This window comes from Vreelandella vilamensis (assembly GCF_031451755.1).
Taxonomy (GTDB): Bacteria; Pseudomonadota; Gammaproteobacteria; order Pseudomonadales; family Halomonadaceae; genus Vreelandella; species Vreelandella vilamensis.
The window spans coordinates 1-11,192 of the sequence record NZ_JARWAN010000024.1 but is presented as its reverse complement, the minus strand read 5'-3'; the positions used below and the strand labels follow the sequence as shown (position 1 = coordinate 11,192).

Here is an 11,192-nt window from a genome sequence, read left to right as displayed (position 1 = left end):
CTTCTCCTAGCGGTGTTTTTTGCCGCGTTGCCTTGAATCCCGGCGTCGGCGCCTGCATATCCTAGCTAAATTTCCTGTTTCCAGAGTGATCCCATGTCCATTATTGATCCGCGTACCGGTGAGGCGTTAACCGCCCCGATTGAGTCAGGCGACGCTGCCAACGCGCAAGCCTCCCCAGAGAGCACGCCGGCGGGCGGCGGCGACGTACGCCGCGAAGACGTCATTATTGATCTCGATGCCAGCAACATTCAGCAGGTGCTGGAGGCCTCAATGCAAGTCCCGGTGCTGCTGGACTGCTGGGCACCGTGGTGCGAGCCGTGCAAAAACCTGATGCCGGTGCTGGAAAAGCTCGCCGTCGAGTACGGTGGCGCCTTTCTCCTCGCCAAGCTCGACGTAGAAGCCAACCCGGAAATCTCCGGGCAACTCGGCGTGCGCTCGGTACCCGATGTGAAGCTCGTTAGCCAAGGCGGCTTGGTGGATAGCTTCCAAGGCGCGCTGCCAGAGAAAGAGATTCGCGAGTGGCTCGGCCGCTACTTCCAAGCGCCTGACGATGTACCACCCAGCCCCGAAGAACAAGCCGAAGAGGCATTAAAGGCCGGCGATGCCGCCACCGCGCGAGAAATTTATCAGACACTGACCAGCCAATACCCAGATCACTACGCCTACCAAGTCAGCCTGGCCAGCGCCTTGGTGGCCGAAGGGCGCGGCGATGAAGCCCGCAGCGTGCTGGATAACTTGCCACCGGAAGAGCGCGACGCCGCGCCCGCCCGCGGCGTGCGCGCTAGCATCGCGTTTGGCGAACAGGCGCTTTCGCACGAGGAAATTGCTGCCTTGGGTGAGCGCAGCGATAGCGAAGCGCAGTTCCAACGCGCGCTGCGCCACGTCGCCGACGGCGACTACGAAACGGGCCTGGAAGGCTTGCTAGCATTGATGAAAAGCGACCGCGCTTACGGCGACGACGCCGCACGCAAGACGCTGCTGCAAGTCTTTGATGCGCTGGGGGCCGATCACCCGCTGACGGTTGCCTACCGCCGCAAGCTGTTTGCGCTGCTCTACTAAGCTGGCCACAATGCAAGACGCCGAGGACAAGCCGTCGGGGGGTAGAGCGCCCCCTTCTAGGCTTGGCCTTCAGAGGCACAACGCTAACGCTTCAAAAGCGCATCCATCCGCAAAAGCGCTGTATCGAGCTGCGCGGCGGTGGTGCCGAAATTAAGCCGCACAAATCCCGGGTGGCCGAATGCCGCGCCGTCGGAGAGCGCCACCCGCGCTTCTTTTAACAGCGCTTTGTGCGGTGCCTCACCTAGCCCCGCTTCACGCATATCCAGCCACGCCAGGTAAGTCGATTCGGGCGCGTGCAGCGTCACGCCGGGCCATTCGGCCGCCGCCTCGACTAGCCGCGCGCGATGCCCGCGCAACACAGAGAGCAGCGCCTGACGCCACGGCTCACCGTCCCGGTAAGCCGCTTCTGCTGCGACCAACCCCAGCACGTTGCCATCGGGCAGTAGCCCTTTCGTTGCTTGGGCAAAGCGCTCGCGCAATGCGGGATCGGGAATGACCGCGCAGGCGGTGGTCAGCCCCGCCACATTAAATGTTTTCGACGGCGCCCAGAGCGTGAGTGTCCGCGCGGCCAACTCAGGAAACGCCGCCGCCAGCGGGCGGTGCGAGGCGCCTTCGTCGAGTAGCAAATCGCAATGAAGCTCGTCAGAAACCACGTAGAGATCATGGCGCTTCACCACCTCGGCAAGCCCAGCAAGCTCCGATTCGCGCCACACGCGCCCGGTGGGGTTATGCGGCTGGCACCACAACAAAAGGCGCGTTTGGGGCGTAATGGCCGCCTCTAGCGCATCGACATCTAACTGCCATCCCTCGTCGGTCAGCGCCATTGACGCCGTTTGGGGTAACCTCCCGGTGCGCTCGGCCACGGCGAGAAACGGTGGGTAAATCGGCGTGACCGTCAGCACGCCATCCCCCGGCTGGGTTAGCGCCAGGCTTGCCAGATGCAGGGCGGTCACCACGCCGGGCAGCCACTGCTGCCACTCGGGTTGAATGCGCCAGCCGTAGTGCGCGGCACTCCAATCGCACAGGGTCTGTTTCAAACTAGCCGGCACTTCCCCGTAACCATAGACGCCGTGATCGACGCGCCGGCGTAGCGCCTCCACCACCGCCGGTGGCGAATGAAAATCCATATCCGCCACCCACAAGGGCAGCACATCATCACCGTAGCGGTGCCATTTTTGCGACGGCCAGCCGCCTTCGGGGTGTCGCCGATCGATCGGCGTGGCAAAATCAAACGCCATAAGATTGTCCTTCTGTTTACGGGAGTTCTTTTTAGCATGCCGCAACTCGATTTCTATACCCAAGTGCGCCACGGCCTACCAGCGCTGTTGCGCCAGTGGTTAGCCATCGGCCAAGCTGATGAAGACCGCCTAGCGCTATTGCTGGCGGAAACCGCGCGGGTGGCCAAGCTCGGCACACCGGACGCCACGCCCAGCGGTGCCACTCTTAAGGCGTGGAGCGTGGCCGAAACCGCGGAGGAAATCCCGCTCTGGGCGCCGCGCACGGCCGTCTTTCTGCTCAATCAAATGCCGGCGCGCCCGGTGCCGCAGAGCGACGCGGAGGCCTGCGCCTGGGCGTACTGCTGGCTGCGCAATCGCCCCTTTGAGAGTCTCACAAACGCCCGCGAGAGCCTGCCTGAGCATTTACACGCGCCATTACACACTGCTCTCAACGCCGCCTGGCAAGACCAGCAAGGGCTACGACTCGTTTAACGCTTGCGCCGTCGCGCCTTGGGTTTGAAGCCCACCGGCTTGGCCGCCAGCCAAGTAGCAAACGTTGCAATCGCCTCGTCGTGCTGTAACGCCGACAGAGTGTTCAATCGATCGGCCAGCTCGCGCTCGCGATAAAGCCGGTGAATATGCTTATGGCATGGGCGGCATAACCAAACAATGGCAGTCAACCGCTCCTCCCGCGAGTAGCGTTTACGATAGCGCGGCTTGTTGTGCAGCGACCGCGGGATAAGATGGTGCTTCGTCAGCGCCTCAGCGCGCCCGCAAAGCTCGCAGGCGTCAGGTTCCGGTGGCGGCGATAGCAAATAGGTAGATGTCGACATAATGGTATTTTTAGCAGACACAATAAGGATAAATAATGGCAGAAGTTCCGCTGATTTGGCAGCTGGCTAAGCTGCTGGTTTCCATTGGCTTGGTGCTTGGGCTTGGCGCTATCGCCATACGCGTCAGCCCACGGGTAGCGGGGCTGCTGGCCGGGTATCCGCTCGGCACGGCGTTAGCGCTATTTTTCATCGGGCTGGAAATCTCCCCGATGTTTGCCACCCAAAGCGCCGTGCATACGCTAGCGGGCTTTACCGCTACACTGGCGCTAGGCGGTGGCTATTTGTTGTGCGGCCGGCAGAACGGCTTCAAAGGCGTTTTAACGGGGTGTGCGGGCGGCTTAGCGGCTTGGCTTGTAGTGGGTGGGGTGCTCTCGCAGTTTGAGTTTACCCGTGTCAGCGGCACGCTGGTCACACTCGTGGCCATTGTCGTGTTTACCTGGCTTTATCGCCGCGTGCCGGAAGCGCGTGTTAACGCCAGCGGCGTATTTTCGTGGTCGTCGCTCGCCTTTCGCGCTGGGCTTGCCACGCTGATGATCTTTATCATCACAGCACTCGCGCACATGGTGCCCGCTGCCTGGGCGGGCACGCTGGCGGCCTTCCCGGTCACTATGCTGCCCTTTTTGTTGATTTTGCATGCGTCCTACGGCGCTGCCCCTGCGGCGACGGTAATCAAGCACTACCCGATGGGGCTTGGCGCGCTTTTAAGCTATACCCTGTGTGTCTCGTTCACTTATGAACCCTGGGGCTTAGCCGCCGGCACATTGACCGGTTTTGCCGTCGCCACGCTGTGGCTTTTAGGATGGATGCGAGTGCAGCAATGGTGGGTCAGTCGGCGCCTGGCGGCCTAAGCAAAAACTTGACCAAGCGTTTGCTTGGGTGAATGCTAAGTAAGCAGTACTCATTCAATGATAAAAACAGGAGCCGCGATGTTTACTCGTACCATTGAGCCTGCGTTTTACGACACTGACGCTTTAGGGCATATCAACAACACCCGCTTGCCGGCGTGGTTTGAGCTCGCACGCAATGACCTTTTCAAGCTTTTCACACCCAATTTGAACCCCAGCGAGTGGCGGCTGATCATGGCGCGCATGGAAATCGATTACCGCGCCGAACTGTTTTACGGCCACGATATCGAATTACGGACCTACCTAACACGCTTGGGTAATAGCTCCTTTACCGTGACACAAGAGGCACGTCAGCACGGAACACTCGCTAACTTAGGCCACACGGTCTTGGTACAATACGATCATCAGGCAAAATGCGCCATGCCCATTGAGGGTGATTTGCGTAAAGCACTTGAAGCGCACCTTCAAGACGCGCCTGAGTGAAACACGCCCGTACACAGGGCCAACGGAGAGAGCCTTATGGCGATCCGCTACAACCTCTGGTTAGACCCAGATAACATCACGCAGCATAAAGCCGTGGAAGCGGACTTGGAACGCTACTTTATCGAGCGCTTCGCCGACTATCCGCACATTCGATTATCCGGCGCCGATCCCTACGATTATGATGCGCCGTTCAATCGGCTCTATGAAGCCTTGATGGCGCGCGCAGCTGAGTATAGCGAGCGCACGTGGGGCTATGTCGCCACACCCGAGCAACTCAACCGCTGCTTCTTTCGCGCCGTGGGCCGCTCCACTAAATTTGTTCAGGATTAGCACCCACTCCGATGATCATTCGTACCAATCACCCGCCTACCCCACGCGAGCTTGAGATAATTGCCCAACAGCTTGGCCGCGCCCCACGGGGCATCGAAGCCGTCGCCGCCACCGATGGGGAAGGCACACCGCTGGTGCTCCGCATGGCGCCGATTGTCGACGGCAAGCCCTTCCCGACGCTTTACTGGCTCTGCTCCGAGCGTCTCAAGGTGGCCATTTCCCACCTTGAGGCCGCCGGTGTGATCAAAGCGTTAGAACAGCGTCTAGCGGAAGACGCCGACCTTCTCGCCGCGTATCACCAAAGCCACCGCGACTACATCGATGAGCGCTGGCAGCATATGAGCGATGCCCAAAAGGCCGATGTCGTTGAACGCGGCTATGAAAACGTACTCACCGAGCGAGGCGTCGGCGGCATCATCAATTGGAACCAGGTGCGCTGCTTGCATACTCAATATGCCCACCACCTAGGTCGCCATAACGCCATCGGCCAGTGGATGGACGACACCCACCAAATTGACCGCTGTCTGCCGTAATGAGGCAGCGGTAGGACAACCGTTAAAGGATACGTTGCATGGCAAGACTTTGCGTTTACCTCGGCTCGCGCCCCGGCAACAGCCCGGAATTTCGCCATGCCGCCATTGAGCTCGGGACTGGGCTCGCCAAGCGCGGTCACACACTGGTTTACGGCGGCGCCCGGATTGGCCTGATGGGCGAGCTGGCCAATGCGGTATTAAACGCAGGTGGTAAGGCCATCGGCGTCATGCCCGACCACCTTGTGGAGCGCGAACAGGCCCATTTTGGCCTTACCGAACTCATTCGTGTAAGCGATATGCACGAGCGCAAAGCCACCATGGCATCGCAAGCTGATGGGTTTATCGCTCTGCCCGGCGGCATTGGCACCTTTGAAGAGCTATTTGAAATCTGGACTTGGGGCTATCTGGGCCTACACGACAAGCCGCTGGGACTTTTGAACATTAACGACTTCTACTCGCCACTCTTAACGTTTTTAGATAACACAGTGAGTCATGGCTTTCTGGGCGCCGCCACCCGCGAAATGCTACTGGACGCCGAAGTGACCAGCGACTTGCTTGACGCTATGGAAGCTCAACTGTGACCCTGTTTAATATGCGTGATATCAGGAGCGTGCTATGTATGCGGTAGAGTTTGTCAATCACAACGCCTGCTGGCAGGAAACGACCACACCCAGTGGACCAAAGGCCGATGAAGTCCGCCTACGCGTTGCCTGGGCAGGGGTAAATCGTGCCGACATCATGCAGCGTGCAGGGCACTACCCGCCGCCGCCCGGCGTGAGTGATATTCCGGGGCTCGAAGTCAGCGGCACAATTACGCACGTCGGCGATAACGTAACGCGCTTTAAACCCGGCGACGAAGTCTGCGCGCTGCTAGCCGGTGGCGGCTATGCTGAAGAAGTCGTGGTCGATGCCCGCCAAGTGCTGCCGCTGCCGGAAGGAATCAGCTTGCGCGAGGGCGCAGCGCTGCCGGAGGTGTTCGCGACCGCTTGGCTAAACCTTTTTATGGAAGGGGCGTTACGACAAGGTGAGCGCGTACTTCTTCACGCCGGTGCTAGCGGCGTTGGCACGGCGGCTATTCAGCTTTGCCGCGCTTTCGACCACCCCTGCTTTGTCACGGTTGGCAGCCAGGAAAAACTCAACGCCTGCCGCAAACTAGGTGCTAGTGATGGTTGGAATCGCCACGACGGCAGCTTTGTCGAGGCGGTAAAAGCCTGGGGCGGGGCGGATGTCATTCTTGACCCGGTGGGGGCAAGCTATCTTGGCGATAACCAAAAGGTCCTCAACGCCGACGGGCGACTAGTGCTAATTGGGATCATGGGCGGGCGTAACGCCAGCTTAGACATGGGTCGAATGCTAATGAAGCGTCAGCGCTTTATCGGCTCAACCCTGCGCGCAAAATCAGCCGCCGCTAAAGGCGAGATCATGGATGCTCTCTACCAGCACGTTTGGCCGCGTATTGCCAATGGCGAAATTACGTCGCAAATCGACCGCAGCTGGCCGATTCAAGCCGTGGATGAAGCCCATGCTTACATGCAGCAAGACGCCAATACCGGCAAGATTTTGCTCGCCGTAACCGCAGAGGCCGATTGAGACAGAGACAAGCGCTAGGCAAGTTCAGATATTAGGAGGCGTGTGGATTGGTAAGCGCTTTGGTGCGGGCGAAGGTCAGCTGTAATAAGCGTGCATCTTCACTCGCACGGTGACGGTGGATACCTTGTTCGCCAATAATCGCTTCTTTCGTATCACTCCAAAGCGCAAGCTGCGCTTCATTCAGTAAAATACGCAGCGCTTCCAGCCTGAACCCGGGGATAATACCCGCATGATGAAATAGCAGCGACAACCACGTATTGTCATAACCCCAGCTATCGCTATACGCCTTGCCCACCGACCTAAGTTCATCGTTGACCCAAAGCGCGACTTGGCGTACTGGATACCCTTCGTGTTGTAGTCGTTCGCGGGAGATACCGTGCAAAAGCTCCGCCTTAGGGTCCCAGTGCGTCCACTCATCTAGCGGCTGGATCAAAAACGCACAACAACTGCCGTCCGCTCGGGCGATACCTACCTCAATCGGATAGCTGCCACGCCCGAACCCGGACGCTTCAATATCTAGCAGTGTTGGTAGCGTTTCAGGCACAGGCTTCCCCACGTAACACGTCGTCTGATCAACGTCGGTTGAAGGCACACTTCCATGCTAAGCCGTGGCAGGCGTTTGCAGTGTAGCGCGCTGATCGGCAAGATTTTGCCAAAAGGCCGCTTGCTCAGTATCCAGGGCTAAGCCTAACTCACCTTGACGATAAGCGCGCGCAAGCCGTTCGGCAGCGAGATAGTGGCCCGCTTCTGCGGCTCGCGCGTACCACGTGACCGCGTACTCGTCCCGGCGCGGATACTGCGCACAACCGTGCTCGTAAATCTTTGCGACCTGATACTGCGCCTTTAAATCACCCGCATGCGCCGCTTCCACCACGTAGCGGGCGCCACGTGCTTTATCTTGTGGTGATGAACTGCGATGAAACAGCATGTGCCCGTAAACAGAAAGCGCATCGGGATGACCTGCCTCTGCGCAACGTTTAAATAAGCGCAGGGTAAGGCGCTGAGCGCGTGGCGAACGCGGAAGTAGCCAACGGGTATGAAATAACCGGTCAGCAAAACGGTATTCAAGCCGAGTAAACAAAGATGATGCCTCTGGCATGGCAGACCACCTTGGCTGATGAGTTAACCTCGGAAAGGCCGCCAACTACATGATAATTAGCAGCCTAACCCTAAAGTATCCAGCGTATGCAGCCTGGATGGGCTGGCAAGCATACGCCTGCCTTAGCGTTGACTCAACCCCAAGAATTTGCTGCATTGCTGGGGCCTCGCTAATATGCCCATCATCGATGATGTTTTGATCTCAAAAAGGAGAGCATGATGCAGACGCGCCCCCTTGGCAGAACGGGTATGGAAGTCAGCCGGCTCTGTTTAGGCACGATGACGTTTGGCGAGCAAAACAGCGAGGCCGATGCCCATGAGCAACTTGATCGCGCCGTCGCGTTCGGCATTAATTTTATCGACACTGCCGAAATGTACCCAGTGCCACCTAAAGCAGAAACCCAAGGGTTGACCGAGCGCTATATCGGCACATGGCTCAAACAGCGCGGCGCCCGCGACGATGTCATTATTGCCAGCAAAGCGTCGGGGCCAGGCTTAAACCACATTCGCGGCGGCCCCCGCCTGACTCGTAACCATCTTCACCAAGCGATAGATGACAGCCTCAAGCGGCTTCAGACCGATTACATCGATCTTTACCAGTTACACTGGCCAGATCGCAACACCAACTTCTTCGGCAAGCTCGGCTATGTCCATCACGAGGATGAAGACGCCACACCGCTAGAAGAGACACTCTCCGCCCTTAAAGAATTGGTGGAAGCGGGTAAAGTGCGCGCCATTGGCCTTTCCAACGACACGCCATGGGGCGTGATGAAATCGCTTGAGCTCGCGGATCGTCTGAGCTTACCGCGCGTCGCGTCGGTGCAAAATCCGTATAACCTACTCAATCGCAGCTTTGAGATCGGGCTTGCGGAAGTCGCACAGCGTGAAGATGTCGGCTTACTTGCGTATTCGCCGCTTGGTTTTGGCGTGCTTTCGGGCAAATACCTCAACGGTGCCAAACCACCTAAGGGGCGCTTGACTCTTTTTGAGCGCTTTAAGCGTTACACTTCCCCCGAAGCAGAAGCCGCCACCCAAGCTTATGTTGATTTGGCTCATGAACACGACCTTGACCCGGCCCAGATGGCGTTGGCGTTTGTCAATTCACGCCGCTTTTTGACCAGCAACATCATCGGCGCCACCACCATGGAACAGCTGGAGACGAACCTCGCAAGCGAAAGCGTTAAACTTGACGACGACGTGCTTGAGGAAATCGACGCCATCCACCGGCGCATGCCTAACCCTTGCCCATAACATTCGCCCAGCCCTCGGCTATCAACCTCCGACTATCAACCCCATAGCCCCGGCCATCGCCGGGGTTTGGTATGTTGGGCCAATTCAACAGGCGTCTAATACAGACTCAGGAGTACGCCATGCTAAGCGTGATTTCTCCCGCCAAAACACTGGATTTCGAAACACCGGCAACCACCGACCAAGTGACCCAGCCGGATTTTTTGCCTCAAAGCCAAGCGCTCGTCGATATTTTGCGCGATTACTCGCCCCAGCAGCTGAGTGATCTGATGGGCATTAGCGATAAGCTCGCGGGGCTAAACGCAGCGCGTTTTGCCGAGTGGCAACCGCCCTTCACGCTTGAAACGGCCAAACCGGCGGCGCAAGCCTTTCAAGGCGATGTCTATACCGGCTTGGAGGCCGAGACGTTTAGCACCGAGGAAAACCGCTTCGCTCAGCAGCACTTACGTATTCTCTCGGGGCTATACGGACTGCTGCGCCCGCTGGATCTGATTCAGGCCTACCGCTTGGAAATGGGCACCAAGCTGCCCAACCCGGCGGGCAAAGATCTTTACGCCTATTGGAAACCCACGCTGACCGATGCCCTAAACGGGGCCATAATAGCAAGTGGCTCTGACGTGCTCGTCAACCTCGCCTCGAACGAGTATTTCAAAGCGGTAGACGCAAAAAAGCTCAATGCCCGCGTGATCACCCCGGTGTTTAAAGATGAGAAAAATGGCAAGGTGAAGATCATCAGTTTTTATGCCAAAAAAGCGCGCGGCCTCATGAGCGCCTGGATCATTCGTCAAAAGCTCAACGACCCGGATGGGCTGAAAGCATTTGACGTGGCGGGTTACCGTTTTGACCCTGCCGCATCCGAGGGCAACACTCTAGTTTTCACCCGCCGAGAAGCCGACCGTCCCGGGTAAGCGCTAATTAAACGCGACCGGGCGCGCCGAACGGGGTTTCAGAAACTGCCGGTGCGCCTGTTTAAACGTCTCGGTATCGCAGCGGTGCAGCCATTCATACGCGACCATATCCGCCGACACTGCCGCCGCCCCGTTGGCGCAGGCACGCTCACGTGCCAATTGTGCTTCACGTTGCCGTCGACTGGCTGCCGCCTCGGTAAGCCAGTACAGCTCGTATCCTGCTTCGAGCAAGCCAAGCCCTGTCTGCATGACACAGATATGCGCTTCAGTGCCGCATAACACAATTTGCGTTTTCCCAAGGGCCGTTAATACCTCGCGAAACTCGGGCTCTTCCATCACGCTAAAATGTACCTTCTGCCACACACGATGCTCTCCAAGTTGCTCCAGGAGTTGCGGCGACGTACCACCCAGCTTTTCCGGGTTCTGCTCGGTAAGCCATACCGGCACCTCAAGTAATTGTGCGACCCCCCCGAGCCAGCTCGCTTCTGTTATGGCCTGCGCACCGCCTTCAATCACTGGCAGCAACCCAGCTTGAAAATCGACCATCAGCAGTAAACTCTTCTCACGTTGTAAACGCACGTTTACACCTCATTATTGTCTTTATAGGTAGGAGCCCAGTCTCAAATCAACGTTTACTCTTCCGCAGCTTTTTCGATATCTTCTCCCAACTCTTCCATGCTTTCCCCTGCGCTTTCCATGCTTTCATCGACACTCTCCCCCATCTCCTCAGCGGGACCTTGATCATCTCCGCAGGCGGCTAAGCCACCCACTAGCAAGACAACCAAAGCTGCCATCATTAATCGTTTTAGCCGTTGTACGCTCATCTACCCTCTCCAAGTTAGTTATATGTAATTATTACCCTTTTAGCGTAGCGGCTACCTATCCACTTCACCACCACCCATTTCTACAAGCGCACTTCTAAAAAATATCAAGATATGGTGGATATGTTATCCAAGACAAAAAAAATCCCCCCGGGCGTGTGCCCGGGGGGATTTTTCAGATAAGTGCCTGACGATGACCTACTCTCGCATGGGGAGGCCCCACACTA

General features: G+C 57.9%; 16 protein-coding genes. 10 read left to right on the top strand and 6 right to left on the bottom strand.

Annotated features, from left to right (window positions below):
- The first annotated feature begins 93 nt into the window (after nt 1-93).
- A complete protein-coding gene (locus QC823_RS13255; RefSeq protein ID WP_309656834.1) occupies nt 94-1,059 on the top strand; it encodes a tetratricopeptide repeat protein in 966 nt (321 codons plus the stop codon).
- Between the two features lie 83 nt (nt 1,060-1,142).
- Here the strand turns inward: QC823_RS13255 and QC823_RS13250 are convergent, their stop codons facing one another.
- Nucleotides 1,143-2,297: a MalY/PatB family protein gene (locus QC823_RS13250; protein ID WP_309656833.1), complete on the bottom strand. Its 1,155-nt coding sequence runs from the start codon at nt 2,295-2,297 to the stop codon at nt 1,143-1,145.
- Nucleotides 2,298-2,333: 36 nt separating this feature from the next.
- Between QC823_RS13250 and QC823_RS13245 the strand changes: the two genes are divergently transcribed.
- The gene (locus QC823_RS13245) at nt 2,334-2,768 is read left to right on the top strand and encodes a hypothetical protein (RefSeq protein ID WP_309656832.1); all 435 of its coding nucleotides are present in this window, start codon (nt 2,334-2,336) and stop codon (nt 2,766-2,768) included.
- On the opposite strand, the gene QC823_RS13240 is transcribed toward QC823_RS13245, so the two are convergent.
- Entirely contained in the window at nt 2,765-3,109 is a 345-nt protein-coding gene (locus QC823_RS13240) for a hypothetical protein (RefSeq protein ID WP_309656831.1), read from the bottom strand. The genes QC823_RS13245 and QC823_RS13240 overlap by 4 nt on opposite strands.
- Nucleotides 3,110-3,144: 35 nt before the next feature.
- On the opposite strand from QC823_RS13240, the gene QC823_RS13235 reads away from it, so the two are divergent.
- From QC823_RS13235 to QC823_RS13210, 6 genes are all read left to right on the top strand, one after another.
- Entirely contained in the window at nt 3,145-3,957 is an 813-nt protein-coding gene (locus QC823_RS13235) for a hypothetical protein (protein ID WP_309656830.1), read from the top strand.
- Nucleotides 3,958-4,035: 78 nt separating this feature from the next.
- Nucleotides 4,036-4,437 (top strand): acyl-CoA thioesterase, encoded by a 402-nt coding sequence (locus QC823_RS13230; RefSeq protein ID WP_309656829.1) that lies wholly within the window; start codon nt 4,036-4,038, stop codon nt 4,435-4,437.
- 36 nt (nt 4,438-4,473) lie between these two features.
- The gene (locus tag QC823_RS13225; RefSeq protein WP_309656828.1) at nt 4,474-4,767 is read left to right on the top strand and encodes a hypothetical protein; all 294 of its coding nucleotides are present in this window, start codon (nt 4,474-4,476) and stop codon (nt 4,765-4,767) included.
- An 11-nt stretch (nt 4,768-4,778) separates the two neighbouring features.
- Complete coding sequence (locus QC823_RS13220; protein WP_309656827.1) at nt 4,779-5,300, top strand: DUF501 domain-containing protein; 522 nt, start codon at nt 4,779-4,781, stop codon at nt 5,298-5,300.
- 38 nt (nt 5,301-5,338) lie between these two features.
- The gene (locus QC823_RS13215; RefSeq protein ID WP_309656826.1) at nt 5,339-5,881 is read left to right on the top strand and encodes an LOG family protein; all 543 of its coding nucleotides are present in this window, start codon (nt 5,339-5,341) and stop codon (nt 5,879-5,881) included.
- Nucleotides 5,882-5,915: 34 nt separating this feature from the next.
- Nucleotides 5,916-6,890: an NAD(P)H-quinone oxidoreductase gene (locus QC823_RS13210; protein WP_309656825.1), complete on the top strand. Its 975-nt coding sequence runs from the start codon at nt 5,916-5,918 to the stop codon at nt 6,888-6,890.
- A gap of 31 nt (nt 6,891-6,921) precedes the next feature.
- On the opposite strand, the gene QC823_RS13205 is transcribed toward QC823_RS13210, so the two are convergent.
- Nucleotides 6,922-7,434: a hypothetical protein gene (locus QC823_RS13205; RefSeq protein ID WP_309656824.1), complete on the bottom strand. Its 513-nt coding sequence runs from the start codon at nt 7,432-7,434 to the stop codon at nt 6,922-6,924.
- A 57-nt stretch (nt 7,435-7,491) separates the two neighbouring features.
- Nucleotides 7,492-7,989, bottom strand: a complete 498-nt coding sequence (locus QC823_RS13200; protein WP_309656823.1) for a tetratricopeptide repeat protein — start codon at nt 7,987-7,989, stop codon at nt 7,492-7,494.
- 218 nt (nt 7,990-8,207) lie between these two features.
- Here QC823_RS13200 and QC823_RS13195 point away from each other — a divergent pair, with 218 nt between their 5' ends.
- Nucleotides 8,208-9,239, top strand: coding sequence for an NADP(H)-dependent aldo-keto reductase (locus tag QC823_RS13195; protein WP_309656822.1), 1,032 nt, complete (start codon nt 8,208-8,210; stop codon nt 9,237-9,239).
- A gap of 119 nt (nt 9,240-9,358) precedes the next feature.
- The gene (gene yaaA, locus QC823_RS13190) at nt 9,359-10,144 is read left to right on the top strand and encodes a peroxide stress protein YaaA (protein WP_309656821.1); all 786 of its coding nucleotides are present in this window, start codon (nt 9,359-9,361) and stop codon (nt 10,142-10,144) included.
- Nucleotides 10,145-10,147: 3 nt separating this feature from the next.
- Here yaaA and QC823_RS13185 read toward each other — a convergent pair whose 3' ends face one another.
- Together QC823_RS13185 and QC823_RS13180 are read right to left on the bottom strand one after the other, a co-directional pair.
- Entirely contained in the window at nt 10,148-10,723 is a 576-nt protein-coding gene (locus QC823_RS13185; protein ID WP_309656820.1) for an isochorismatase family protein, read from the bottom strand.
- Between the two features lie 53 nt (nt 10,724-10,776).
- Complete coding sequence (locus QC823_RS13180) at nt 10,777-10,968, bottom strand: hypothetical protein (protein ID WP_309656819.1); 192 nt, start codon at nt 10,966-10,968, stop codon at nt 10,777-10,779.
- Nucleotides 10,969-11,192: the final 224 nt, after the last annotated feature.